Genomic DNA, 23,979 nt, shown 5'->3' with positions numbered 1-23,979 from the left:
CCACCTATCTGGCCCACTTCGTCACGGTCACCGTCGTCCCCTTCCCAGGGGCCGAGGTCAGCTCGAACTCGTCGACCAGCCGCCGGGAGCCGCCCAGGCCAAGGCCCAGGCCGCTGCCGGTGGTCCAGCCGTCGGTGAGCGCCTGCTCCACGTCCGGGATGCCGGGGCCCTCGTCGACGAAGGACAACCTGAGGCCCCGGCGCAGGCCGTTGTCGACGATCTCGACGCTGGCCCGGCCTCCTCCGGCGTAGACGAGCGCGTTGCGGGCGAGCTCGCTGGCCGCTGTGACGACCTTGGTCTGATCGACGAGGGAGAGCCCGACGTCCACGGCCAGGGTCCGGACCCGCTGGCGCACGGCCACGACGTCGGCGTTGCTCGTGATCGGCAGCTCGTGACCGCCTCCGGTCATCGTGACGTGCTCCGGGTGTGCTCCAGCAACGCGACGCCCTTCTCCAGGTCGAGGGCGGTGCGCACGCCGCCCAGGGACAGGCCGAGCTCGACCAGCGTGATGGCCACCGCCGGGCGCATGCCGACGACCACGGTCTCGGCGTCGAGCATCCGCGACATGGCGGCGATCGTGGCCAGCATGCGGCCGATGAACGAGTCGACGATCTCCACGGCGGTGATGTCGATGATGACGCCGCGCGCCCCGGTGGAGACCACCCTGTCGGCCAGGTCCTCCTGGAGGGCCAGCACGCTCTGGTCCTCCAGGTCGACCTGGATGGAGATGATGAGGATGTCGCCCAGCTTGAGAATGGGGACGCGCTCCATCAGACCTCCTCGGTCCGCACCGCGATGCGGGTGCGGCGGGGGGTGCTGATCTCGGTGCCGCTGCGGCTGAGCGCGTAGGCGAGGGCGTCGGCGAGCGAGGCCTTGGTGACGATGTCGCCGAACTCGATGCCGAGCGTGACGATGGTGTGCGCGATCTGCGGGCGGATGCCGGAGATGACGCATTCGGCGCCCATCAGGCGGGCGGCGAAGACGGTCTTGAGCAGGTGCTGGGCGACCTGGGTGTCGACGGCGGGGACGCCGGTGATGTCGATCACGGCGTGCTCGGAGCCGGTCTCGACCAGCGTCTGCAGCAGCTTCTCCATCACGACCTGGGTCCTGGCCGAGTCCAGGGTGCCGATCAGGGGCACCGCGACGATGCCCTCCCACAGCTTGACGACGGGCGTCGACAGCTCCAGGAGCTGTTCCGCCTGGTCCAGGATGATCGTCTCGCGGGCGGTGGCGTACACCTCGAACGTGTAGAGGCCGAGGTCGTCGATCAGCCGCGAGAACCAGATGAAGCCGCGCAGGGCGTCGGCGGAGCCGTCGCTCTCGACGGCCTCGTAGACGGCCTCCTTGAGGCCGTAGACCGCGCGCGCGGTGTCGGAGGGGGTGTGGCCCTGCCGGGCGCGCTCGCGCGACAGCTCGGCGAGCAGGCCGCGGACGTCGGTCAGGTCGTCACGGCCCTCGCCGATGGCGAGGCGCAGCGCCAGGTAGATGTCCCGCAGCTCCTCGCCGGACGTCTTGGCCAGGGCTGTCCAGCGCTGCAGCACCCGCTCTTCCTCAGTGGTGAGCAGGTCGTGGATGCGTTGCCTGCTGGCATCAGCGTGAGCGGTCAACGGTGACCTCCGGAGCAGATCGGGACAGGGGCAGTCCATGAATGCTACAAGCGAGAGATGTGGTGTTACGTCCAGGTATGCGAGGATCGGCGCGAACGGAACGCGAAAGGGCCGCACCGGAGTGCGGCCCTTTCGGTGAACGAGCGGTGCGTCAGTCGTTGAGGTGCTGGCGCAGGTAGGAGTCGACCTGGTCGAGGGCGATGCGCTCCTGGCTCATGGAGTCGCGCTCGCGCACGGTGACCGCCTGGTCGTCCAGGGTGTCGAAGTCGATCGTGATGCAGAACGGCGTGCCGATCTCGTCCTGGCGGCGGTAGCGGCGGCCGATCGCGCCCGCGTCGTCGAACTCGACGTTCCACCGGCGGCGGAGCTGAGCGGCCAGGTCACGCGCCTTCGGCGACAGGTCGGCGTTGCGCGACAGCGGCAGCACCGCGGCCTTGACCGGGGCCAGGCGGTGGTCCAGGCGCATGACCGTGCGCTTCTCCATCACGCCCTTGGCGTTGGGCGCCTCGTCCTCGGTGTAGGCGTCGAGCAGGAACGTCAGCGTGGCCCGGTCGACGCCGGCGGCCGGCTCGATCACGTACGGGACGTAACGCTCGCCGGTGTCCTGCTCGAAGAAGCTGAGGTCGACGCCCGAAGCCTTGGAGTGGGCGGTCAGGTCGAAGTCGGTGCGGTTGGCGATGCCCTCCAGCTCACCCCACTCCGAGCCGGTGAAGTTGAAGCGGTACTCGACGTCCACGGTCCGCTTGGAGTAGTGGGACAGCTTCTCCTTGGGGTGCTCGTAGAGCCGGAGGTTGTCCTTGTTGATGCCCAGGTCGGAGTACCAGCGGAAGCGCTCGTCGATCCAGTACTGGTGCCATTCCTCGTCGGTGCCGGGCTTGACGAAGAACTCCATCTCCATCTGCTCGAACTCGCGCGTGCGGAAGATGAAGTTTCCCGGCGTGATCTCGTTGCGGAACGACTTGCCGATCTGGCCGATGCCGAACGGGATCTTGCGGCGGGCCGACTGCTGCACGTTCTGGTAGTTGATGAAGATGCCCTGGGCGGTCTCGGGCCGCAGGTAGGCCAGGCCGGACTCGTCCTCGACCGGGCCGAGGAAGGTCTTGAGCAGGCCGCTGAACTGCCGGGGCGCGGTGAAGGAGCCCTTGTTGCCGCAGTTGGGGCAGGTGATGTCGGCCAGGCCCCCGGCGGGCTCCTTGCCGTTCTTCTCCTCGTACGCCTCGAGCAGGTGGTCGGCGCGGAAGCGCTTGTGGCAGGACTGGCACTCGGTCAGCGGGTCGGTGAAGGTCTCGACGTGGCCGCTGGCCTGCCACACCTCGGGGGCGAGGATGACGCAGGAGTCGAGGCCGACGACGTCCTCGCGGGCCTGGACCATCGACAGCCACCACTGCCGCTTGACGTTGTTCTTCAGCTCGACGCCCAGCGGACCGTAGTCCCATGACGCGCGCAGTCCGCCGTAGATCTCGCTCGACGGGTAGACGAGCCCGCGGCGCTTGGCGAGGCTGACGATGGTGTCCATGACGTCGGTGCGTCGTGCCATGTTGGTCGGTTCTCTTTCCGGCTGGAGGTCGGCGAGGGAATTCTCAGTGGACTCTCAGTGAGGTCCCAGCTTAGGGGACGGGGCCGCGGCCCCGTGCGCGAGTGACGTTACGCGCCTTCGAGGAGGTAGACGTCCTCGAAGGCACTGGGTTCGTTGACCATGAGCGTCATGAGGGGATACATCGCCATCCGGGCGGCGGACAGCGCCCGGCGGTAGAACCCGGCGCCCTCCCATTCGCTGATCACGGCCCACAGGTTGGGCTCGTCGACGGACCGCGCCAGCCGGCCCCGGACGTAGCCGGGCTGTTCAGCGAGCAGGTCGAGGATGGCTTGGCCCTGCTTGGCGAAGTCTTGGGACTGGGACTCTGGAACGGTGTAGCGGATCACGGCGAGCACGCCCCCAGGATGTCAGACGGCGCGGAGCCTCCGGGCCGATTCGCGCGGCGCTAGGCTCGGGACCGTGGGCACAGACGACGACCGCCGCAGACACCCGCTCGCCCAGCCGCGTCCCGGGGCCAAGCGCCCGCTGCCGCCCGGCGAGCAGTTCTTCACGCCGGGGGCGACGGGCCTGCGCAAGTCGGTGGAGGAGCGCAGCGCCACGCCGATGGCGTTCCTGTTCACGCAGGTGCCCCGGTGGGTGACACCCGCGGTGATGGTGGTCCTGCTGCTGGCCGGGTTCGCGGTCACCAACTGGCTGGGGGGCGTGGCGGTGCTGCCCGTCCTCGTCTTCATCGGCTGGCTGGCCTACTTGTCGTGGCCGTCCCTGGGGGTGGGCGGGAAGCTGCTGCGGGTGGCGATGCTGACGTTCCTGGTGCTGCTGGCGGCGACCAGGTTCGGGGCGTTCTAGCCGGTCCGGTCGCCGGTGTCACGGCCTCACGGCAGCAGCGTGTAGTGCGGGAAGTTGCCGGGCAGGCGCTCGCCCTCGGGGCCCTGGGTGGCGGCCCGGACGAGCAGCTCGCCGCCGACGAACGCGCCGCGCCAGGAGGCGCCGAGCCCGCCGAACAGCTCCTCCCGGTCGCCCCGGGAGCGCGGCCGGTTGTGGCCGACCTTGAAGGCCCGCACGTCGCGGGCGAGCCTGCCGTACGTGTCCTCCTCGTCGCAGGACAGGGTGGCGACCAGGGCTCCGTTGCTGGCGTTCATCGCGGCCAGCAGCTCGGCCTCGGTGTCCACCAGCACGATCGTGTCGACGGGGCCGAACGGCTCGGCGTGGAAGAGGGGCGAGGAGCGGGGCGGGCTGAGCAACGCCACCGGCGCGAAATACGCCGAAATATCCTGCCCTGGCAGGAAATGCCCGTCAGCCAGCGACGCCCGGTGCACCGGCACCCCGCCCCGCGCCACCGCCTCGTCCACCTGGTCGGCCAGCTCCTTGGCCTTCGAGGCGTTGATCAGCGGCCCGAAGTCCAGCTCCGGCAGCGGATCGCCGGGCTCGGCCACGGCCAGCGGATGCCCGAACCGCAGCGACCCGACCGCCGCCAGGTACGCCCGCAGGAACTCGGGGAACAGCGACCGCTGCACCACGAACCTCGGATAGGCGGTGCACCGCTGCTTGCCGTAGTCGAACGAGGCCCGGATCTGGCGGGTGAGCGCGTCCCAGCCGGAGAACTCCCACACGCCCCAGCAGTTGAGCCCCTCCTGCTCCAGCACGTGCCGCCGCTCCAGGTCGGCCAGCGAGGTCGCCACGCTGGCGCCCGCGTCGCGCCCGCCGACGAACGACACGCAGCCGAGCGAGCGCCCGGCCACCAGCACCGGTGACAGCTCCGCACCTCCCCCGCTGACCAGCGTGAAGGGCAGCCCCTCCCGTACGGCCAGCGCGCAGGCGAGCGTGAGGCAGCACAGCCCGCCGTCGGTCGGCGTCTTGGCGATCACCGCGTTGCCGGCCAGCGCCTGCACGAGCATCGCGTGCATGAGCACGCTCATCGGGTAGTTCCAGCTCGCGATGTTGCTCACCGGGCCGGGCAGCGGCGCCCGCCCGGCGACCATGCGGTCGATCTCCTCCAGATACCAGCGCACCCCGTCCAGGCACCGGTCCACGTCGGCGCGGGCGGTCTTCCACGGCTTGCCGATCTCCCACACGAGCATCAGGGCCAGCAGGTCGCGGTGCTCGGCCATGGCCGCCACGGCCGCCGCCACCCGGGCCCTGCGCTCGGCGAGCGGCAGGTGCCGCCACTGCCGGTGCTCGTCGACGGCGCCCGCCACGGCCCGGCCCGCGCCCGCCCGGTCCAGCCGGGGCGGCCCGGCGATGGCGGTGCCGTCCAGCGGCGAGAAGACGGGCGCGGGCCGCCCGTCACGCTGCCAGAACCCGCCCCAGTGGTTGAGCACCCGGTCCTCGTGGAACGCCTCGGGCGCCACCGCGTGACCGCGTGCGTAGGTGTCCTGCCAGGCCGTACCCGGTTTGAGCAGCATGGCGCCTCCTCAGTCGGACCAGTCGACGGCGATGAGCTCGGGCAGCGGCTCGAACTCCTTGATCTCCTTCAGCGACGGCCCCATCGCGGCGTTGGCCTCGCGCTCGACCATCACCTCCACCAGCACCGGGAGCCGTTCGCGGGCGGCCTCGGCGCTCGCCCAGGCCAGCGCGTCGCGGATGTCGCCCGGCTCCTCCACCCGGCGCGCCGGGCAGCCGAACGCCTCCATGGCCTTCACGTGGTCGATGCCGCCCTCGCCGTAGTGCAGGTCCACGGCGAAGTTCATCTCGTACGGGATCTCCGCCTGCCTGATGAGGCCCAGGTACTCGTTGTTGATCATCACGATGACGAACGGGATGCGGTACTGGGCGGCGACCGCGACCTCCTCCATGAGGAACTGGAAGGAGTAGTCGCCGACCACCACCACGACCTGCCGTTCGGGGTGGGCGCACTTGACGCCCATCGCGGCCGGCACCTCCCAGCCCAGCGGCCCGGCCTGGCCGCAGACCAGGTAGCGGCGCGGCAGGTAGGTCGTCTGGAACTGGCCGGACCAGATCTGGTAGAGCCCGATCGCGGTGACGAACGTGGTGTCGCGGCCGTAGAACTCATTGAGCTCCCTGAACACCCTGGGCGGCTTGATCGGCACGTCGTCGAAGTCGTCGCGGCGGGCCATCGTGGCGCGCAGCTCGCCGACCCGGCGCGGCCAGGCGCCCGGCTCGCGCGCCTCGCCCCGGCCGCGCGCCTCGTCGAGCAGCGCGGACAGCGCCGGCCTGGCATGGCTCACGATGCCGAGGTCGGGCTCGAAGACCCGGCCGAGCTGGGTCGGCTCGATGTCCACGTGGATGAACGTGCGCCGGCCCCGGTAGACGTCCAGGTCGCCGGTGTGGCGGTCGCCGAACCGCGCGCCGACCGCCAGCACGAGGTCGCTCTCCAGGAACGCCGCGTTGCCCCACCGGGTCTGCGTCTGGATGCCGGCCATCCCGGCGAACAGCGGGTGGTCCTCCGGGAAGGCGCCCTTGCCCATGAGCGTGACCTGGACCGGCACCTGGAGGTGCTCGGCCAGCGCCAGCAGCTCCTCCGCCGCGTCGGCGATGATCACGCCGCCGCCCGCCAGGATGAGCGGCCTCCTGGCCTCGCCGATGAGGTCGACCGCCCGGCGCACCGCGCGGGGTAAGGGCCGCGGCACCTCGACGGGCAGCGGCGCGTCCACCGTCCTGTCGTACAGGCAGGTGCCGCGCTGCACGTCGATCGGCAGGTCGATGAGCACCGGCCCGGGCCTTCCGGAACGGGCGATCCGGAACGCCTCCCGGAACACCCACGGCGCCTGGGCGGGCTCCTTGAGCTGCACCGCCCATTTGGTGACGGGCCGGGCGACCTCCACGATGTCGACCGCCTGGAACGCCTCCTGGTGCAGCTTGGCGGTGGCCGCCTGCCCGGTGACGCAGATCATCGGGATCGAGTCGGCCATCGCGGTGTAGAGGCCGGTGATCATGTTGGTGCCGGCGGGGCCGGAGGTGCCGATGCAGACGCCGACGTTCCCGGTGACGCGCGCCCAGCCGTCGGCGGCGTGCGTGCCGCCCTCCTCGTGGCGGACCGTGATGTGCCGGATCGAGCTGTGCTGGAGCGCCGCGTACAGCGGCAGGATGGCCGCGCCCGGGATGCCGAAGACCGTGTCGACGCCCTCCGACTCCAGCACCGCGACCACGGCCTCCATGCAGGGGACTCGTGTCATGAATTGAGCCTTTCGATCACTTTGAGCAGCGCGGAGTGGTCGAGCGAGCCGTGGCCCTGCGCCCTGGCCGCCGCGACGAGCTGGGCGACCTGGCCGGTGAGCGGCAGGCTGACCCCGGCCTCGCGGGCCGCGGCGATCGCGATGCCCATGTCCTTGTGGTGCAGGTCGATGCGGAAGCCCGGGGCGAACTGCCGCCTGATCATCGTGTGCCGCTTGAGGTCGAGGACGCGCGAGCCGGCCAGGCCGCCGGCGAGCACGTCCAGCCCGGCGACGGGGTCGACGCCGGACGCCTCCAGCAGCACGATCGCCTCGGCGACCAGCCCGTAGATCCCCCCGACGACGAGCTGGTTGGCCGCCTTGACGGTCTGCCCCGCGCCGGCCGGGCCGACGTGCACGATCGTGGTGCCGAGCGCGCCGAGCACCGGCCGGGCCGCCTCCACGTCCTCGGCCGCGCCGCCCACCATGATCGACAGGGTGCCGTCGATCGCACCGCGCTCGCCGCCGCTGACCGGCGCGTCCAGCGCCCGCACGCCCCTGGCCGCCGCCAGCCCGGCGACCCAGCGGGAGGTCTCGGGCCGGATCGTGCTCATGTCGAGGTAGAGCAGGCCGGGCGAGGCGTGCTCGACGACGTCCGGCGCCACCTGCTCGACCTGCGGCGAGTCAGGCAGCATGGTGATCACCACGGCCGCGCCGGTCACCGCCTCGGCCACGCTGGAGGCGCCCTTGCCGCCCCGCGCGACCAGCTCGTCCACCCGCTCCGCGCTGACGTCGTAGCCGGTCACGGCGTGCCCGGCGGCGACCAGGTTGGCGGCCATCGGGCTGCCCATGATCCCCAAGCCGACGAACGCGATCGTCATCCCTGCCTCCAAGCGAACGCACCCGGCCCCTCGTGCCGGTACTCCAGGCCGACGTGCCCCCGGTAGCCGGCCTCCGCCAGCCGCGCGAGGATCTCCGGGTACGGCATCCGCCCGCTCCCGGGCCGCCCCCGGCCGGGGTCGTCGGCGATCTGCACGTGACCGAACCTCGCCGCGTGCCCGCCGACGAGCGCGAGCACGTCCTCACCCATGCGGTGCAGGTGGTAGAGGTCGGCCAGGAAGGCCACGTTCTCGCGGCCCACCTCGCCGATCAGGTCGAACGCCTCCTGGGACGACGTGATCGGGTAGTGCGGGTTCTCGTGGGAGTTGAGGGCCTCGACCACGACGGTCGCGCCGATCTCCCCCGCCGCGTCGGCGGCCCTCCTCAGGTTCTCCACCGCCAGCGCGCGGTCCGTGCCGGGACCGTTGCCGTACAGGGCGTTGAGCACCCCGCACCCGAGCTCGCCCGCGAACGCGACCGCCACCGGGATGTTCGCCCGGAAGCGTGCGGAGCCGTCGGGCCGCGCCAGCAGGCCGCGCTCGCCGGCGGCCATGTCGCCGGCGTCGAAGTTGAGCCCCGACAGCCGCACGCCGGCGTCCTCGACGGCGGCGCGCAGCGCGGCCAGGTCCGCGGGGTCCGGCTCGGGCGTGGCGAACGGCCACCACAGCTCGACCGCGTCGAACCCGGCCTTGGCCGCCGCCGCGGGCCGCTCCAGCAGCGGCAGGTCTGTCAGCAGGATGGACAGGTTGACCGCGAACCTCATGCCGCCGCCCTGCCGAGCGCCGACCGCATGAGCCTGGCCGTCTCCGACGGCGTCCGCCCGACCCGCACGCCGACCGCCTCCAGCGCCTCCTTCTTGGCCTGGGCGGTGCCCGACGAGCCCGACACGATCGCGCCCGCGTGCCCCATCGTCCTGCCCTCGGGGGCGGTGAACCCGGCCACGTAGGCGACGACGGGCTTGGTGACGTGCGCGGCGATGTACGCGGCGGCCCGCTCCTCGGCGTCGCCGCCGATCTCGCCGATCATCACGATCGCGTCGGTGCCCGGGTCGTCCTGGAACGCCTGGAGGCAGTCGATGTGCGTGGTGCCGATCACCGGGTCGCCGCCGATGCCCACGGCGGTCGAGAACCCCAGGTCGCGCAGCTCGTACATGAGCTGGTACGTGAGCGTGCCCGACTTGGAGACCAGGCCGATCCGCCCCGAGGAGGTGATGTCGGCGGGGATGATCCCGGCGGAGGACTGGCCGGGACTGATCAGACCGGGGCAGTTCGGGCCGATGATCCTGGTCCGTCCCGCCGCCGCGGCGCGCAGCCGGATCGCGTCGCGTACGGGCACGCCCTCGGTGATGACCACGCACAGCGGCACCGCCGCCCAGACCGCCTCCTCCACGGCCGCGAGCGTGAAGCGCGGCGGCACGAACACCACCGACACGTCGGCGCCGGTCTCCGCCACGGCGTCGGCCACCGAGCCGAACACCGGCACCGCGCGCTCGCCGAAGTCGACCGAGCGGCCGCCCTTGCCGGGGGTCACCCCGGCCACCACCTCGGTACCTGCGGCCAGCATGCGGGCGGTGTGCCTGCTGCCCTCCGCGCCGGTCATGCCCTGGACCAGCACCCGGCTGTCCTTGGTCAGGAAGATCGCCATCACGCACCTGCCGCGAGTCTGGCCGCCATCTCGGCGGCGCCGTCCATGGTGGAGACCTGGCGGACCACCGGGTGCCGGGCGTCGCTCAGGATGCGCCGGCCCACCTCGGCGTTGTTGCCGTCCAGGCGTACGACGATGGGCCTGCTGTGGCCGCGTTCGCCGAGCAGTTCGAGCGCGGTGACGATGCCGTTGGCCACCGCGTCGCAGGCGGTGATGCCGCCGAAGACGTTGACCAGCACCGACCGGACGTCCGGGTCCGCCAGGATGATCTCCAGGCCGTCGGCCATGACCTGGGCGGACGCGCCGCCGCCGATGTCCAGGAAGTTCGCCGGATCGGCGCCGGCGCCGGCGACCACGTCGAGCGTGCTCATCACCAGCCCGGCGCCGTTGCCGATGACGCCGACGCTGCCGTCGAGCTTGACGTAGTTGAGGCCCTTGGCCCTGGCCCGGTCCTCCAGGCTGCCGGTGCGCTCCCCGGCCGGCCGCTCGTGGCGGAAGGCGGCGTTGTCGTCCAGGGTGACCTTGCCGTCGAGGGCGACGATCTGCTGGCCGGTGGTGCAGATGAGCGGGTTCACCTCGACGAGCAGGGCGTCCTCCTCGGCCATCACGGTCCACAGCCGCTCCAGGACCGGGGCCGCGGCCTGCGGCAGGCCCGCCTTGGCGGCCAGCAGCCGCGCCGTGCCGGCGTCCACGCCGGTCACCGGGTCGATCGGCAGCCGCACGATCGCGCCGGGGTCCGTCGCGGCCAGCTCCTCGATCTCCATGCCGCCCTGGGCGGACACCATGGCCAGGAAGCCGCCCTCGGCCCGGTCGACCAGGAAGGCCGCGTAGTACTCCTCGAAGGGCACGGTCGCGGCCTCGACCAGCACCCGTTTCGCGATATGTCCCTTGATGTCCATGCCGAGGACGCGGGCCGCCTCCTCCTCGGCCGCGGCCGGGCCCGCCGCCGCCCTGATGCCGCCCGCCTTGCCCCTGCCACCGGTCTTCACCTGGGCCTTGACCACGACGGGGGCGCCCAGCTCTGCCGCGATCGCGCGGGCCTGCCCAGGCGTTTCCGCGACCCTGCCCGGCGGGACCGGGATCCCGTGGCGCCCGAAGAGCTCCTTCGCCTGGTACTCGTACAGGTCCATTCGAGCCTCCTTTGTAGACGGTATACCGTATGGAATATCCGCCGTCTAGGTCTCGACAGAGGGCCGGTTACTGGATATTCCATACGGTATGGAGAATGCAGAAGTTGTCCGGGACTGGCGCGGGCGCTCCTACCTCGTCGGACCGGTCCCCGCCGACCGCACCCGCATGTTCCGGCTCGCCCTCGTGGCCATGGCCGCCATCAGCCCGCTGCAGTACGGCTTCGCCGCGCTGCTCGCCCGGGACGGCGCCGGGCTGCTGCTCCTGGCCGCCTGTCTCGTCTTCCAGGCCGCCGGGGCGCTCCCCGCCCTCCACCTCGTCCGCCGCGGCCGACTCCCGGTCCGCACCGCGCTCGCCGCGGGCGCCGCGCTGACCGCCACCGGCCTCCTCACCCTCGCCCTGACCTTCCCCGCCCCCACTACCGCCGCGGGGGGTGCGGGGCCGGCGGTGGCGTTGCTCGGGTACGCGGTGCTCGGGGGGCTCGGGGCGGGGGCCGTCTACGGCGTGTGCAGCGAGGTGGTCTCGGCCTGGTACCCCGACCGGGCCGCCTCCCGGGTGAGCCTGGTGACGGGGGCGTTCGGGTACGGGACGGTCCCGCTGCTGGTGTGGGCCGGGATCGCCCCGGCGACGACCCCGTGGGCCTTCGGGGCGGCGGCGCTCGCGGCGGCCGTGGCCATCGGCGTCGCGGCCCGGCGCCTGCGGCTGCCGCCGCGCCACTGGTGGCCCGCGGCCGTCGACCCCCGTGCGCACGCCCTGGACGCGGCCATCCTGCGCCGCACGCCCGGCGCGGTCCGCCAGTTCGGCCTGGCCCAGGCCCTGCGCACCCGGGCGCTCCCCGCGCTGGCCGCCATCCTCGCCTGCGCGGGCGCGGTGTCCGTCCTCGACGTGATCGTGGTCGCCGCCACCGGCTCCTGGGGCGCGCTGGCCGTGCTGGTGGCGCTGAACGGCGCGGGCCGGGCGGCCGCGATGCGCGCCTCGGAGGCCCTGGGCCGCCGGCGCGTCCTCGCCGCCGTGCTCGCGATCCTGGCCGCGGGCCAGCTCCTCCTCCTGGCCGCCCTCCACACCCCCGCGCCCGGCCCCGCAGCGGCTGTGGCACCGGCGGGCGGCCCGCTGCTGTGGCTCGGCGCGATCACCGCCGGGCTGGGCGGCGGCGCGTTCTATCCGCTGGTGGGGAGCCTCGTACGGGAGTTCTTCGGCGTCGAGAAGGTCGGCGAGATCCAGGCCGTCGTCTACAGCGCCAAGGCCGTGGCGGGCATCCTGGCCGCCTGCCTCGCGCTGGGGGCTCTGACCGCGCCGGGCCCGGCCCTGCTGGCCGCCGCCGCCCTCGCCGCCCTCCCGGCGCTGGCCACGCTCAGGTTGCGCACGCCGGGGCTCCCCGCGACCATCCCGCTGTGAATGCGGGGCGAAACGCTGTGTGAAACGCTGTGATGTAGCTCTCTGTGATGAGACTCACGGCGGGCCGTGCATCCTGCGCAGTATGCTGTAGGCAGTCGACCAAAACCATTTTGTTGCGCAGTCTCTGGAGTCGTCATGTTGCTGTCGGATCAGGCCGGTCAGGCGGCGGCCACCAAGATTCCCCGCCCTGCCACGCTCAGGGAGAGCGTGATCGAGGCCATTCAGGAGCTCATCGTCTCCGGCCAGCTCAAGCCCGGCCAGCACCTGGTCGAGAGCGAGCTGGCCGCCCTGCTCGGGGTGTCGCGGCAGCCGGTGCGCGAGGCGCTGCAGCAGCTCAGCGGCGAGGGCTGGGTCGACCTGCACCCGGGGCAGGGCGCGTTCGTGCACGTGCCGACGGTGGAGGAGGCCGACCAGCTCCTGGCGGTGCGCGCGCTGCTGGAGACGGAGTCGGCGCGGCTCGCGGCGCAGCACGCCGGCGAGGAGGGGGTGCGGCGGCTGCGTGCGCTGTGCGAGCGCGGCATGGCCGCCGTGCGTTCCGACGACGTCGACGGCGCCGTCGCCACCAACTCGGAGCTGCACGCGCTGGTGACGGCGCTGTCGGGCAACAAGGTGCTGGAGGAGCTGGCCAGCCAGGTGGCCCGGCGGGTGCGGTGGTATCACACGCCGGTGGCCCGCCAGCGGGGCATGGCCTCGTGGGAGGAGCACCGGTCGCTGATCGACGCGATCGAGGCCGGTGACGCCGACCGGGCCGCGTCGATCATGCGGGAGCACACCGGTCACACCCGCGCCTCGTACATGGAGCAGCGCGAGAACGAGCCGGTGGAGCCCGCGCCCAAGCCGGTGCGCCGCCGCCGCCCTCGCACGACCCCGGCGACGAACTAGCCGCCGCGGCCGGCACCCCGCCTTTCCGCCCGGAGACGGTCCGGGCGGCGGATTCCGCTTGCCCGGGGCCGTCCCGGGCAGCACATGGAGCAGAAACTGGGAGGTGTTCGAACGATGAAGAAGACGCTTGTCCGCTTCCTCCTTGGTGATCCCCTGGGTCAGGCCGCCGACGGCCGGGCCCTGGGCATCGGGCTGAGCGCGGCGCTCAGGAAGCACTACTCCGCCGACGACGCGGAGCTGCACCTGCGGGAGTGGGCCGCGGAGCACGACGTGCGCAAGAGCCCCAAGAGCTGAGCCGCACACCGGGGGACGGACGCCCCCGGCGCGCGGCGTGGTCAGCGCTCCACCGGTTCGGCGACCTCCTTCCGGGCGTCGCGCGACGACTTGACCAGGCTCAGCACCGTGGTGACCGCCAGGGTGCCGAGGATGACCCCGAGCGACACCAGGATCGGGATCTCCGGAGCCCACGACACGCCGTCGTGGTGCAGCGCCTCCAGGATGAGCTTGACGCCGATGAAGGCGAGCACCACCGACAGGCCCTTGCTCAGGTAGACGAGCCGGTCGAGCAGGCCGCCGATGAGGAAGAACAGCTGCCGCAGCCCCATGAGGGCGAAGGCGTTGGCGGTGAAGACGAGATACGGCTCCTTGGTGAGCCCGAAGATGGCCGGGATCGAGTCGAGCGCGAACAGCAGGTCGGTGGTGCCGATGGCGACCATGACGATCAGCATCGGCGTCACCATCCTGCGGCCCAGGTGCACGGTGAGGCGGGCGCCGTGGTAGGTGTCGGTGGTGGGCAGCACCCTGCGGACCGTGCGCAGGGCGAGGTTCTCGGAGAACTCGGCCTCGTCCTCCTCGTGCCCGACGAGCTTCCACGCGGTGTAGACGAGGAAGGCGCCGAAGACGTAGAAGAGCCAGTCGAACCTCGACACCGCCTCGGCGCCGGCGGCGATGAAGGCGCCCCGCATGAGCAGGGCCAGCACGATGCCGATGAGCAGCACCTTCTGGCGATACTGGCGGGGCACCTGGAAGCGGCTCATGATCAGCAGGAAGACGAACAGGTTGTCGACGCTGAGCGAGTACTCGGTGATCCAGCCGGCGAAGAACTCGCCGCCGTGGCCGGGGCCCGACACGACCAGCAGCCCGATCCCGAACAGGACGGCCAGGCCGACGTAGAACGACACCCAGCCCACGCACTCCTTGAAGGTGGGTTCGCGCGGGTTGCGTGCGACGAGGTAGAAGTCCAGCGCCAGGACGAGGGCGAAGCCGCCTATCGTGGCGAGCCACACCCAGGTGGGCAGGTTCATCGGCGGGCTCCCTTCCGCGCGCGCAGCGCCTCGGCGTGATGGACGTAGAGGCCGAGCAGCGCTTCGGCCTGCGGGTTGGCGGGGGCGACGCGGAGGAGCCAGTGCGGCATGAGCCGCTCGTGGATCCAGACGAAGCCGATGGCGAAGCCGAGCGAGACCATCGCCTGGTAGAGCAGGAAGCCTCCGGCCCCGCCGGCCAGACCACCGGTCCCGGCGACGCTCTCCTGGACGAGCCTGGACAGCGGGAAGGCCGCCATCCAGTACAGCCCGCACGGTCCGAAGGTGCCGGGCCGGAAGACGCCCCGGCCGAGCAGGACCCCGTACAGGCCGCCGAAGAGGCCGAGGGGCAGCGCGAGCATGAGGGCCGACAGGGCGGCCAGGCCGGTGGGGACCCCGGCGAACAGGGTCAGCCCACCGGCCATGGCGCCGGCGACGGCTCCGATCGACGCCCCTGGCAGGGCGAGTTCGAGGCTGTGCCGATCGATCATCAGCCCACGACCACGCCGAAGGCGAACAGGCTGTAGAACAGCATGCCGAGGTAGAAGACCGCGCCACACCCGATGATCACGTTCGACCACCACCTCGGCCTGATCGGCTTGGGCAGCATGCGGTTGTTGACCAGCAGCAGCGTCACGCAGTAGGCGCCCATCGCGAACGTCGACAGGAACGCCAGCGTGTCCAGGATCCCGGCCGGTCCGTCAGCGGGGCCGAACAGCAGGATCAGGATGCCGAAGATGATCACACCCCAGAGGAAGCCCGCGTACAGGTGTGACATGCGCAGCTTCTTCGCGCCCTTCACGAAGTTGTAGGTCATGTCGGCCTGGCCGCGGGAGAAGGAGTCGAACAGCCCGAGGGTGGCGTTGAGGCCGATCAGCGCGATGAACCCGAGGAAGATCACGCCGAGCACGGAGCTGCCCGCCGAGGAGACGGCGTCGGCCATCGCGGTGAGCGCGACCTCCCGCTCCTCGTTCTGGATGACGTCGCGGACGCCGGGGTTCTGCCGGACGGCCGCCTGGGCGATCACCGTGAAGGAGACCGTGACGAGCATGGTGATGCCCCAGAAGAGCAGTAAGGCGTCGAAGGTCACCCAGCGGCGCCAGCCCTTCCACTTGGCCATCTCGGCCGGGTCCTCGGTGTCGAACATGAAGCCGCGCGAGGGCATGGCCTCTTCCTCGCCGGCGTGCCGCAGCCCGTGGACCTTGGGGATGTGCGCGCCCATGCCGGCGCCGGAGGCCCGCAGGTGCAGCGTGTACCACATCTGCTGCATGCCGGACGGCCCGGCGAAGGCGCAGGCGCCGACGATGACGGGGAACCAGGCGGCCGTCATGGCCTCGGCCGGCAGGTAGCCGAAGGCGAACATGCCGGTGATCGTGGTGACGACGTCGTTCCAGGAGCCGACCATCGCGGCGACCACCGCGGTGCCGATCACGAGCGCGCCGATGAGCAGCGACAGCACGTTCTCCAGCAGGTTGTAGATGACCTTGGCGAAGCTGAAGATCACCCCGACCAGGATGAGCCCGGCGACGGCGGTGACCATCCAGGGGATGCCGGAGATCTGTTCCAGCGCCGCCGCCCCGGCGGACAGGTGCCCCGGCCAGATGTAGACGGCCATGGCGACGATGAAGAAGAACCACATGAGCGGCTTGAAGACGCGGGCGGCGCCGGAGAAGATGCTCTCCCCCGTCGCCATCGCGTAGCGGGCCATCTCCAGCATGACCACGGCCTGGAGGGTCACGCCGATCAGGAACAGCCACCTGATCTCCGGCCCGAACAGCAGCACGAGCCGGGGCCACATGTACGACTCGCCCATCCCCACGCCGAGGGCCACGAGGAAGACGGTGGGCCCGAGGATGTGCACCGAGGGAGGCGCGTCGGGGAGTTTCCTGATGGGCATCGGCTCCAGCCGGCCCGCTTTCCATACTCGTTCGTCCTCGACCGGCGGCGCAGACGTCGCCGGGGGTTTTGATGTGTCCACCTACGGACCTCCTGGGGGGATTTGTTGGTTCTCCTGCGCTGCCCCGAATGCGCCCCCTCGCCTGGCTCTGCTGCGGCTCGGCTCTTAGCCCAGCAGTCCGGCTGCCCTGGCCCAGCGGTACTTCGCGCCGAGCACCGCCACGGGCTTCTCGGTCGTGTACGGGTACGCGACCACTCCGTGCTCGAACAGGTACTCGCTGGCCTCCTCGACCTCGGTGTCCCCGGCCAGTGACGCGACGACCGGCTTGACGTTGCCCTTCGCGCGCTCCTCGGCGACCACGCGGGCGACGAGTTCGGCGAAGACCATCGGCGGCGTGACGATCGTGTGCCAGTAGCCCAGGACCAGCGCGTGGATCCGGTCGTCGGCGAGGCCGAGGCGGACCGTGTTCTCGTAGGTCGAGGGCGGCTCGCCGCCGGTGATGTCGATGGGGTTGCCCGCCGCGCCGAACGGGGGGATGTAGGCGCGGAAGGCCTCGTCCAGGTCGGGCGGGATGTCCATGAGCGTCAGGCCCGCGTCGACGCAGGCGTCCGACAGCAGCACGCCGGAGCCGCCCGCCCCGGTGATGATGACGACGTTCTCGCCCCGGGGCGTCGGCATGATCGGCAGCGATCTGGCGTACTCGAGCATGTCGTTGAGCCCGGGGGCGCGCACGACGCCGGCCTGCCGCAGGATGTCGTCGTAGACCTTGTCGTCGCCGGCGAGCGCGCCGGTGTGGGAGCCGGCGGCGCGGGCGCCCATCGCGGTGCGGCCGGCCTTGAGGACGATGACGGGCTTCTCCTTGACGACGCGGCGGGCGGCCTCGACGAAGCCGCGCCCGTCCTTGAGGTCCTCCAGGTGCATGGCGACGGCGCGGGTGTTGTCGTCCTGCTCGAAGAAGGTGAGCAGGTCGTCCTCGTCCACGTCGGCCTTGTTGCCGACGCCGACGATCGCCGACACGCCCATCTTGGTGGTGCGGCTGAAGCCGAGGATGGCCATGCCGATGCCGCCGCTCTGCGAGGTGAGGGCGACGCCGCCGCGCACGTCGTAGGGGGTGCAGAAGGTCGCGCAGAGGTTCTCGGGCGTGTAGTAGTAGCCGTAGATGTTGGGGCCGAGCATGCGCACGCCGTGCCTGCGGGCGATCTCGACGATCTCGCGCTGGCCCTCGACGTTGCCCGTCTCGGCGAACCCCGACGGGATCATGATGGCGCCGCCGACGCCCTTGCGCCCGGCCTCCTCCAGCGCGGCGGGCACGAACTTGGCGGGAATGGCGAACACGGCCACGTCCACGTCGTGGGGCACGTCGGAGATGCTCTTGTACGCGGGCAGCCCCATGATGTCGTCGGCCTTGGGGTTGATCGGGAAGATCTGGCCCCGGTAGCCGCCGTTGATGAGGTTGCGCATGACGGAGTTGCCGATCTTGCCGGTCTCGGCGGAGGCGCCGATGACGGCGACGGAGCGCGGTTTGAAGATCCGCGTCATCTGCTCCAGGATGCGCTCGCGGGGCAGCCGGCTGACCTCGGCGGGGGCCTCGCCGATGAGGATGCGCACGTCGGCGGCCACGGCGCCGCGGGCGTCGGCGAAGACGGGGTTGAGGTCGATCTCGGTGATCTCGGGGAAGTCGCTCACCAGCCTGCCGACGCGTTCGATCAGTGCCGCCAGGGCCTCCCGGTTCGCGGGCTCGGCACCACGGGCACCTTTCAGCACGTCCGCCGCTTTGATGTCGTCGAGCATCCCCAGGGCTTCTTCCGCCGAAACCGGGGCAAGCCTGAAAGTAACATCCTTGAGCACCTCAACCAGGACACCTCCCAGCCCGAACGCGATCACCTTGCCGAACGTCGGGTCGGTGACCGCGCCGACGATGACCTCGTGACCGCCGCCGACGAGCTGCTGCACCTGGACGCCGTCGACGCGGGCGCCCGGGTTGTGGGCCAGGGCGTTGGCCATGACGGTCTCGAAGCCGTCGCGTACCTCCTCGGCGGTCCTGAGGCCGACCAGCACGCCGCCCGCGTCGGTCTTGTGCAGGATGTCCGGCGAGACGATCTTCAGCACGACCGGGAGGCCGATGTCCTCCGCGATCGACACGGCCTCGGCCGCCGAGGTGGCCAGCCCTTCGCCCGGGGTGGCGATGCCGTACGCCTCGCAGATCCCGCGCCCCTCCGGGGCGGTCAGGGCCGTGCGGCCTTCGGCGAGCGCCTTGTCCAGGATGTCCCTGACTGCACTCACTAGATGACTCCGTTCGTCTTCAGCTCGGCCAGCTCCTCGGGGCTCACGCCGAGGGGGCCGTAGATCTCCTGGTTGTGCTCGCCCAGCAGCGGCGGCGTCCTGACGTCGACCGGCGAGTCCGACAGCTGAAGCGGGCTGCCGACGGTCACGAACTCGCCGCGTTCGGGATGGTCGACCGCGACGACGATGCCCTCCTCGCGCAGGCTCTCGTCCTCCACCAGCTCCCTGGTCGACAGGATCGGGCCGCACGGGATGTTCTCGGCGTTCAGCCGGTCCAGCACCGACCACTTGTCGTGCCGGATCGTCCACTCCTCGATGAGCTGGAACATCTTGTCCAGCCTCGGCAGCCGCGCCTCCGGCGTCGCCCACTCGGGGTCGTCGGCCAGCTCGGGGCGGCCGATGATGGCCGACAGCGGCTTCCAGCCGACCGGCTGCACGATCACGTAGATGTAGTCGTTCGGGCCGCCCGGCGCGCAGCGCACCGCCCAGCCGGGCTGGCCGCCGCCGCTGGCGTTGCCGGAGCGCGGCACCTCGTCGCCGAACGTCCTGTTCGGGTACTCGCGCAGCGGGCCGTGCGCCAGCCGCTGCTGGTCGCGCAGCTTGACCCGGCACAGGTTGAGCACCGCGTGCTGCATGGCGACCTGCACCCGCTGGCCGCGCCCGGTGCGCTCGCGCTGGTAGAGGGCCGCCAGGATGCCGGCCACCGCGTGGATGCCGGTGCCCGAGTCGCCGATCTGCGCGCCCGTGGCCAGCGGCGGGCCCTCCTCGAAGCCGGTCGTCGACATCGAGCCGCCCATCGCCTGGGCGATCACCTCGTACGCCTTGAACTTGGCGTAGCGGCCGGCGCCGAAGCCCTTGATCGAGGCGTAGACGAGGCGCGGGTTGAGCTCCTGGAGCCGGTCCCAGGTGAAGCCCATGCGGTCGACCGCGCCGGGGCCGAAGTTCTCCACCAGCACGTCGGCGCCCTTCACCAGCTCGGTGAACAGCTCCTTGCCGCGCTCGCTCTTCATGTTGAGCGTGATGCTGCGCTTGTTGCAGTTGAGCATCGTGAAGTAGAGGCTGTCGACGTCCGGCAGGTCGCGGAGCTGCTGCCGGGTGATGTCGCCGGCCGGCGACTCCAGCTTGACCACGTCGGCCCCCAGCCAGGCGAGCAACTGGGTGGCGGACGGGCCGGACTGGACGTGGGTCATGTCGAGGACGCGGACACCTTCGAGTGCCTTCATGTCGGGACCTGCCCTACTTGTACATGGTCTGGTTCATGGTGCCGGGCGCGTACACGTCGGGATCGACCCAGACGTTGATCAGCGACGGCTTGCCCGACTCGCGGGCCCGCTCCAGCGCGGGGCGGATCTCGGCCGGGTCGCGGACCTCCTCGCCGTAGCCGCCGAGCAGCTCGGCGAACTCGCCGTAGCGGATGTCGCCCAGCGTGTTGCCGACGCGGGCGCGGTCCTCGCCGTACTTGGCGGCCTGGCCGTAGCGGATCTGGTTCATCGAGGAGTTGTTGCCGATGACGCCGATGAACGGCAGGTCGAAGCGGACCATCGTCTCGAAGTCCCAGCCGGTGAGGCTGAAGGCGCCGTCGCCGAACAGGCACAGCACCTCCTTGTCGCGCCTGGCCTGCTTGGCGGCCATCGCGAACGCCATGCCGACGCCCAGCGTGCCGAGCGGGCCCGGGTCCATCCAGTGGCCGGGCGACTTGGGCTGGACGACCTGGCCGGAGAAGGTGACGATGTCGCCGCCGTCGCCGATGTAGATGGTGTCCTCGGTGAGGAACTCGTTGATCTCGTGGACCAGCCGGTACGGGTCGATCGGCTGGGCGGCGGAGAGCTGGCGCGGCAGCCGCTTGTCGTAGGCCGCGGCCTCGACCGCGCGCAGCTCCTCGATCCATTCCTTGCGCCTGGCCGCCGAGTCGGAGACCCGGCCGCTGGCCGCCTGCGCCGTGGCGGCCAGGATGAGCCCGGCGTCGCCGACGATGCCCAGGTCGATGTCCCGGTTCTTGCCGACGGTGCGGTAGTCGAGGTCGATCTGCACCACCGTCGCCGTCGGCGACAGCCGCTTGCCGTAGCCCATCCGGAAGTCGAACGGCGTCCCGACGATGATGATCAGGTCGGCCTCGGTGAAGGCGTAGCGGCGGCTGAGCTGGAAGTGGTGCGGGTCGCCGGGCGGCAGCGTGCCCCGGGCCGAGCCGTTCATGTAGGCGGGCACGTTGAGCTGGCGGACGAAGTCGATCGCCGCGTCCGTGGCCCGGCAGGTCCATACCTGGCTGCCGAGCAGGATGCACGGCTTGTCCGCGTGGGCCAGCAGGTCGGCCAGCTTCTCGACGGCCTCCGGGTCGCCGGCCTGGCGGGTGGAGGCCCGGTAGTTCTTCGGGATGCGCGCCTTCTCCAGCGGCACCTTCGCGTCCAGCACGTCGCGCGGGATCTCCAGGAACGACGGGCCCGGCGCGCCGTGGTAGCACTCGCGGAAGGCCATCGACACGATGTCGGCCACCCGTTCCGTGCTCGGCACCGTCGCGGCGAACTTGGTGATCGGCGTCATCATGTCGACGTGCGGGAGGTCCTGCAGCGAGCCCATCTTGTGCTGGCTCAGCGCCCCCTGCCCGCCGATCAGCAACATCGGGCTCTCGGCGCGGAACGCGTTGGCCACGCCGGTGACCGCGTCCGTCGTGCCGGGGCCGGCGGTGACCACCGCGCAGCCGGGCTTGCCGGTGATGCGCGCGTAGCCGTCGGCCGCGTGCGCGGCCACCTGCTCGTGGCGCACGTCGATGACCTCGATGCCCTCATCGACGCAGCCGTCGTAGATGTCGATGATGTGCCCGCCGCAGAGCGTGTAGATCACGTCCACGCCCTCGGCCTTGAGCGCCTTGGCCACCAGATGACCGCCAGAGATCGTTTCCGACATCGATGCGTCCCTTTCCCAGCGACTGTCTCCCGCATACTGCATACCGTATGAACGCAATGGTTACCCTGCCGTCACCGGCCTGTCTAGCCCCCCTCGGGCAACTCGATCAGCTCGACCGGCTCCCCGGACCACCCCGCGGGCACCACGGCCAGGGCATCCGCCATCGCCGCGCCCCACAGAGATCCCGGCCGGTCGTGCCCGACCGGCACCGCCCCGCGGCCCGACCGGCGCACCGGCACCAGCCGCGTGTCCCTCGGATGCGTCCGCACCGTCCCCGCCAGCGCGCTCACCTCCGTACGCTCCTCCAGGCCGGACATCGCGCGCAGCATCGGCGCCAGCAGCGTCACCGCCGCCGCCAGCGCCGCGAACGGGTTCCCCGGCAGGCCGACGACCCACATCCCGTGCGGCGTCCGCGCCAGCAACTGCGGGTGGCCGGGGCGTACCGCGACCCCGTCCACCAGCACCTCCGCGCCGAGGTCGGCGAGCACCCCGCGCAGGTGGTCGGCGGGCCCCTTCGAGGACGCCCCGCACCCGACCACGACCTCGGCGGGGACGGCGGGGGCCAGGGCGTCGCGCAGCGGGCCGGGGCCGTCGGGGAGGCGGACGCTCTCCGTGAGCCGGCCGCCCGCCCACGCCACCAGGCCCGGCAGGAAGGGGCCGATGGCGTCGCGGACCCGGCCCGGAGCAGGCAGACCGTGGCCGACGACCTCGTCACCGGTCACCAGGACCCGCACCCGGGGCCTGGGGCGGACCCGGAGCGTGTCATGGCCGAGCGCCGCGGCGAGCCCGAGCACCACGGGGCTCACCAGCGCGCCGGCCCCCAGCACGACGGCGCCCTCGGCGACGTCCTCGCCGCGCCGACGCACGTGGCGGCCGTCCTCGGCGTCGCCGCCGACCCACAGCGCGCCTCCCGATCCGCGCGCCCCGCCCGAGGGGCGGACGGACTGCTCGTACGGCAGGACCGCCGACGTGCCGGCCGGGACCGGGGCGCCGGTGGCGATCTCGACCGCCTCCCCCGGCGACAGCACCCCGGCGTACGGCGCGCCGCCCGCGAGGACGTGGGCCACGACGCGCCAGGGCGGCGGCCCGCAGACCGCGTAGCCGTCCATGGCGGCCACGTCCACGCCGGGGACGGGCACCAGGGCCCGCAGCGGATCGGCGAGGCGGCGGCCGACGGCGTCGGCGAGCGGCACCGGGACGGGATCGAGCGGACGGGCGCATCCGGCGGCCAGGTCTCTGGCGGCGGCCCAGGACAGGGCCTCCAGCACGGGTTCGTCACGGAGAACGGTCATGAAGCGGCTCCCTTGACCCCAAATTTTCCATACTGTATACCGAATGCACTGCGGGTCGCATCCACCGGCCCGCGGTGGGCCGGGGGGCCGGACATACGATCCGACGCGAGAACGGAGCGCAGCATGAAGGTCGCTGTTCTTGGCGCCGGCGCCATCGGCGCGTACGTGGGCGCCGCCCTTCACAGGGCGGGAGTCGAGGTGCACCTCATCGCCAGAGGTGAGCACCTGGACGCCATACGCAGATCCGGTGTGCGGGTGCTCAGCCCGAGGGGCGACTTCGTCGCCCGTCCCCACGCCACCGACGACCCCCACCAGGTCGGCCCGGTGGACCACGTCTTCCTGGGCCTCAAGGCGAACAGCTACGCCGCCGCGGGCCCCATGATCAAGCCACTGCTGCACGAGGCCACGAGCATCATCGCCGCGCAGAACGGCATCCCCTGGTGGTACTTCCACGGGCTCAAGGGCCCGTACGAGGGCTACCGCATCCAGAGCGTCGACCCGGGAGGGGCGGTCAGCGCGGCGCTGCCCCTGGAACGGGCCATCGGCTGCGTCGTCTACGCCGCGACCGAGATCGAGGAGCCGGGCGTCATCCGGCACCTGGAGGGCACCCGGTTCTCCATCGGCGAGCCCGACGGCACGCTGACGCGCCGGTGCGCCGCGTTCAGCGACGCGGCGGTGGCCGGCGGGCTCAAGTGCCCGGTCGAGCGGGACCTGCGGCGCGACGTGTGGATCAAGCTGATGGGCAACATCGCCTTCAACCCGATCAGCGCGCTGGCCCGGGCGACCATGGCCGGGATCTGCCGCCACGACGGCACCAGGGAGCTGGTGCGGGCCATGATGCGCGAGACCGTGGAGGTGGCGGCCAACGTCGGCTGCGATCCCGGGATCTCCATCGAGCGCAGGCTGCGCGGGGCCGAGAAGGCGGGCGAGCACAAGACGTCCACGCTCCAGGACCTGGAGAAGGGCAAGCCGCTGGAGCTGGACGTGCTGCTCGCGGCGGTGGTCGAGCTGGCCGACCTGACCGGCGCGCAGGTGCCGACGCTGCGCGCGATCCACGCGGTGAGCGACCTCCTGGCGGAGAACCTTGTCCGAGCGGTCTAGCGAGGCATACCGTAGATTGTATA

The 23,979-nt window shown here is 71.7% G+C and carries 23 protein-coding genes; 5 read left to right on the top strand and 18 right to left on the bottom strand.

Annotation, left to right across the window (positions count from 1 at the left end; all coding sequences use genetic code 11):
- Positions 1-4 precede the first annotated feature (4 nt).
- The 5 genes from ACBI99_RS26680 to ACBI99_RS26660 form a co-directional block, all read right to left on the bottom strand.
- The gene (locus tag ACBI99_RS26680) at positions 5-409 is read right to left on the bottom strand and encodes an anti-sigma regulatory factor (RefSeq protein ID WP_219509532.1); all 405 of its coding nucleotides are present in this window, start codon (positions 407-409) and stop codon (positions 5-7) included.
- Positions 406-771, bottom strand: coding sequence for an STAS domain-containing protein (locus ACBI99_RS26675; RefSeq protein WP_219509531.1), 366 nt, complete (start codon positions 769-771; stop codon positions 406-408). Before ACBI99_RS26675 ends, ACBI99_RS26680 begins: the two co-directional genes overlap by 4 nt.
- Complete coding sequence (locus ACBI99_RS26670) at positions 771-1,607, bottom strand: STAS domain-containing protein (RefSeq protein ID WP_375073754.1); 837 nt, start codon at positions 1,605-1,607, stop codon at positions 771-773. The genes ACBI99_RS26675 and ACBI99_RS26670 overlap by 1 nt, the downstream gene beginning before the upstream one ends.
- A 151-nt stretch (positions 1,608-1,758) precedes the next feature.
- On the bottom strand, positions 1,759-3,144 hold the full coding sequence (locus tag ACBI99_RS26665) for a glycine--tRNA ligase (protein WP_219509529.1): 1,386 nt from the start codon (positions 3,142-3,144) through the stop codon (positions 1,759-1,761).
- A gap of 107 nt (positions 3,145-3,251) precedes the next feature.
- Positions 3,252-3,539 carry an antibiotic biosynthesis monooxygenase family protein gene (locus ACBI99_RS26660; protein WP_219509528.1) on the bottom strand — a complete coding sequence of 96 codons (288 nt, stop codon included), beginning with the start codon at positions 3,537-3,539 and terminating at the stop codon, positions 3,252-3,254.
- Between the two features lie 64 nt (positions 3,540-3,603).
- Here ACBI99_RS26660 and ACBI99_RS26655 point away from each other — a divergent pair, with 64 nt between their 5' ends.
- On the top strand, positions 3,604-3,990 hold the full coding sequence (locus ACBI99_RS26655; protein WP_219509527.1) for a DUF6703 family protein: 387 nt from the start codon (positions 3,604-3,606) through the stop codon (positions 3,988-3,990).
- 26 nt (positions 3,991-4,016) lie between these two features.
- On the opposite strand, the gene ACBI99_RS26650 is transcribed toward ACBI99_RS26655, so the two are convergent.
- The 6 genes from ACBI99_RS26650 to sucC are packed head-to-tail and all read right to left on the bottom strand — an operon-like array spanning position 4,017 to position 10,906.
- Positions 4,017-5,546, bottom strand: coding sequence for an aldehyde dehydrogenase family protein (locus ACBI99_RS26650; RefSeq protein ID WP_375073753.1), 1,530 nt, complete (start codon positions 5,544-5,546; stop codon positions 4,017-4,019).
- 9 nt (positions 5,547-5,555) lie between these two features.
- The gene (gcl, locus tag ACBI99_RS26645; protein WP_375073752.1) at positions 5,556-7,277 is read right to left on the bottom strand and encodes a glyoxylate carboligase; all 1,722 of its coding nucleotides are present in this window, start codon (positions 7,275-7,277) and stop codon (positions 5,556-5,558) included.
- Positions 7,274-8,134, bottom strand: a complete 861-nt coding sequence (locus ACBI99_RS26640) for an NAD(P)-dependent oxidoreductase (protein WP_219509524.1) — start codon at positions 8,132-8,134, stop codon at positions 7,274-7,276. The genes gcl and ACBI99_RS26640 overlap by 4 nt, the downstream gene beginning before the upstream one ends.
- Entirely contained in the window at positions 8,131-8,895 is a 765-nt protein-coding gene (locus tag ACBI99_RS26635; RefSeq protein ID WP_219509523.1) for a hydroxypyruvate isomerase family protein, read from the bottom strand. Before ACBI99_RS26635 ends, ACBI99_RS26640 begins: the two co-directional genes overlap by 4 nt.
- Positions 8,892-9,776 carry a succinate--CoA ligase subunit alpha gene (gene sucD, locus ACBI99_RS26630; protein WP_375073751.1) on the bottom strand — a complete coding sequence of 295 codons (885 nt, stop codon included), beginning with the start codon at positions 9,774-9,776 and terminating at the stop codon, positions 8,892-8,894. Before sucD ends, ACBI99_RS26635 begins: the two co-directional genes overlap by 4 nt.
- Positions 9,776-10,906: an ADP-forming succinate--CoA ligase subunit beta gene (gene sucC, locus ACBI99_RS26625; protein WP_219509521.1), complete on the bottom strand. Its 1,131-nt coding sequence runs from the start codon at positions 10,904-10,906 to the stop codon at positions 9,776-9,778. Before sucC ends, sucD begins: the two co-directional genes overlap by 1 nt.
- Positions 10,907-10,994: 88 nt before the next feature.
- Here sucC and ACBI99_RS26620 point away from each other — a divergent pair, with 88 nt between their 5' ends.
- From ACBI99_RS26620 to ACBI99_RS26610, 3 genes are all read left to right on the top strand, one after another.
- Positions 10,995-12,299 (top strand): MFS transporter, encoded by a 1,305-nt coding sequence (locus ACBI99_RS26620; protein ID WP_375073750.1) that lies wholly within the window; start codon positions 10,995-10,997, stop codon positions 12,297-12,299.
- Positions 12,300-12,434: 135 nt separating this feature from the next.
- Positions 12,435-13,181 carry a GntR family transcriptional regulator gene (locus ACBI99_RS26615; protein ID WP_219509519.1) on the top strand — a complete coding sequence of 249 codons (747 nt, stop codon included), beginning with the start codon at positions 12,435-12,437 and terminating at the stop codon, positions 13,179-13,181.
- A gap of 114 nt (positions 13,182-13,295) precedes the next feature.
- Positions 13,296-13,475 (top strand): hypothetical protein, encoded by a 180-nt coding sequence (locus ACBI99_RS26610; protein ID WP_219509518.1) that lies wholly within the window; start codon positions 13,296-13,298, stop codon positions 13,473-13,475.
- A 41-nt stretch (positions 13,476-13,516) separates the two neighbouring features.
- Here the strand turns inward: ACBI99_RS26610 and ACBI99_RS26605 are convergent, their stop codons facing one another.
- The 7 genes from ACBI99_RS26605 to ACBI99_RS26575 form a co-directional block, all read right to left on the bottom strand.
- Positions 13,517-14,485, bottom strand: coding sequence for a TerC family protein (locus ACBI99_RS26605; RefSeq protein ID WP_219509517.1), 969 nt, complete (start codon positions 14,483-14,485; stop codon positions 13,517-13,519).
- Positions 14,482-14,973, bottom strand: a complete 492-nt coding sequence (locus ACBI99_RS26600) for a hypothetical protein (RefSeq protein WP_219509516.1) — start codon at positions 14,971-14,973, stop codon at positions 14,482-14,484. The genes ACBI99_RS26605 and ACBI99_RS26600 overlap by 4 nt, the downstream gene beginning before the upstream one ends.
- Entirely contained in the window at positions 14,973-16,379 is a 1,407-nt protein-coding gene (locus tag ACBI99_RS26595) for an Nramp family divalent metal transporter (RefSeq protein WP_246645942.1), read from the bottom strand. Before ACBI99_RS26595 ends, ACBI99_RS26600 begins: the two co-directional genes overlap by 1 nt.
- Before the next feature lie 165 nt (positions 16,380-16,544).
- Positions 16,545-18,662 (bottom strand): acetate--CoA ligase family protein, encoded by a 2,118-nt coding sequence (locus tag ACBI99_RS26590; protein WP_219509514.1) that lies wholly within the window; start codon positions 18,660-18,662, stop codon positions 16,545-16,547.
- Positions 18,662-19,885 carry a formyl-CoA transferase gene (gene frc / locus ACBI99_RS26585; RefSeq protein WP_375073749.1) on the bottom strand — a complete coding sequence of 408 codons (1,224 nt, stop codon included), beginning with the start codon at positions 19,883-19,885 and terminating at the stop codon, positions 18,662-18,664. The genes ACBI99_RS26590 and frc overlap by 1 nt, the downstream gene beginning before the upstream one ends.
- A gap of 13 nt (positions 19,886-19,898) precedes the next feature.
- Positions 19,899-21,563, bottom strand: coding sequence for a thiamine pyrophosphate-binding protein (locus tag ACBI99_RS26580; RefSeq protein ID WP_219509512.1), 1,665 nt, complete (start codon positions 21,561-21,563; stop codon positions 19,899-19,901).
- Between the two features lie 83 nt (positions 21,564-21,646).
- Positions 21,647-22,855 carry a molybdopterin molybdotransferase MoeA gene (locus ACBI99_RS26575; RefSeq protein WP_375073748.1) on the bottom strand — a complete coding sequence of 403 codons (1,209 nt, stop codon included), beginning with the start codon at positions 22,853-22,855 and terminating at the stop codon, positions 21,647-21,649.
- 123 nt (positions 22,856-22,978) lie between these two features.
- Here ACBI99_RS26575 and ACBI99_RS26570 point away from each other — a divergent pair, with 123 nt between their 5' ends.
- Positions 22,979-23,956 carry a 2-dehydropantoate 2-reductase gene (locus tag ACBI99_RS26570; RefSeq protein ID WP_219509510.1) on the top strand — a complete coding sequence of 326 codons (978 nt, stop codon included), beginning with the start codon at positions 22,979-22,981 and terminating at the stop codon, positions 23,954-23,956.
- Positions 23,957-23,979 lie beyond the last annotated feature (23 nt).

It is taken from the genome of Nonomuraea sp. ATR24, assembly GCF_041950485.1.
GTDB classification, from domain to species: Bacteria; Actinomycetota; Actinomycetes; order Streptosporangiales; family Streptosporangiaceae; genus Nonomuraea; species Nonomuraea ceibae.
The sequence above is the reverse complement of the archived record's forward strand: the minus strand, read 5'-3'. Positions and strand labels throughout refer to the sequence as shown.

Excerpts from the sequence above, each read along its gene's own strand:
- ACBI99_RS26680 (WP_219509532.1), bottom strand. The coding sequence starts at position 409 with ATGACCGGAGGCGGTCACGAGCTGCCGATCACGAGCAACGCCGACGTC.
- ACBI99_RS26675 (WP_219509531.1), bottom strand. The coding sequence starts at position 771 with ATGGAGCGCGTCCCCATTCTCAAGCTGGGCGACATCCTCATCATCTCC.
- ACBI99_RS26665 (WP_219509529.1), bottom strand. The coding sequence starts at position 3,144 with ATGGCACGACGCACCGACGTCATGGACACCATCGTCAGCCTCGCCAAG.
- ACBI99_RS26650 (WP_375073753.1), bottom strand. The coding sequence starts at position 5,546 with ATGCTGCTCAAACCGGGTACGGCCTGGCAGGACACCTACGCACGCGGT.
- gcl (WP_375073752.1), bottom strand. The coding sequence starts at position 7,277 with ATGACACGAGTCCCCTGCATGGAGGCCGTGGTCGCGGTGCTGGAGTCG.
- ACBI99_RS26640 (WP_219509524.1), bottom strand. The coding sequence starts at position 8,134 with ATGACGATCGCGTTCGTCGGCTTGGGGATCATGGGCAGCCCGATGGCC.
- ACBI99_RS26635 (WP_219509523.1), bottom strand. The coding sequence starts at position 8,895 with ATGAGGTTCGCGGTCAACCTGTCCATCCTGCTGACAGACCTGCCGCTG.
- sucD (WP_375073751.1), bottom strand. The coding sequence starts at position 9,776 with ATGGCGATCTTCCTGACCAAGGACAGCCGGGTGCTGGTCCAGGGCATG.
- sucC (WP_219509521.1), bottom strand. The coding sequence starts at position 10,906 with ATGGACCTGTACGAGTACCAGGCGAAGGAGCTCTTCGGGCGCCACGGG.
- ACBI99_RS26620 (WP_375073750.1), top strand. The coding sequence starts at position 10,995 with ATGGAGAATGCAGAAGTTGTCCGGGACTGGCGCGGGCGCTCCTACCTC.
- ACBI99_RS26615 (WP_219509519.1), top strand. The coding sequence starts at position 12,435 with ATGTTGCTGTCGGATCAGGCCGGTCAGGCGGCGGCCACCAAGATTCCC.
- ACBI99_RS26610 (WP_219509518.1), top strand. The coding sequence starts at position 13,296 with ATGAAGAAGACGCTTGTCCGCTTCCTCCTTGGTGATCCCCTGGGTCAG.
- ACBI99_RS26605 (WP_219509517.1), bottom strand. The coding sequence starts at position 14,485 with ATGAACCTGCCCACCTGGGTGTGGCTCGCCACGATAGGCGGCTTCGCC.
- ACBI99_RS26600 (WP_219509516.1), bottom strand. The coding sequence starts at position 14,973 with ATGATCGATCGGCACAGCCTCGAACTCGCCCTGCCAGGGGCGTCGATC.
- ACBI99_RS26595 (WP_246645942.1), bottom strand. The coding sequence starts at position 16,379 with ATGCCCATCAGGAAACTCCCCGACGCGCCTCCCTCGGTGCACATCCTC.
- frc (WP_375073749.1), bottom strand. The coding sequence starts at position 19,885 with ATGAAGGCACTCGAAGGTGTCCGCGTCCTCGACATGACCCACGTCCAG.
- ACBI99_RS26580 (WP_219509512.1), bottom strand. The coding sequence starts at position 21,563 with ATGTCGGAAACGATCTCTGGCGGTCATCTGGTGGCCAAGGCGCTCAAG.
- ACBI99_RS26575 (WP_375073748.1), bottom strand. The coding sequence starts at position 22,855 with ATGACCGTTCTCCGTGACGAACCCGTGCTGGAGGCCCTGTCCTGGGCC.
- ACBI99_RS26570 (WP_219509510.1), top strand. The coding sequence starts at position 22,979 with ATGAAGGTCGCTGTTCTTGGCGCCGGCGCCATCGGCGCGTACGTGGGC.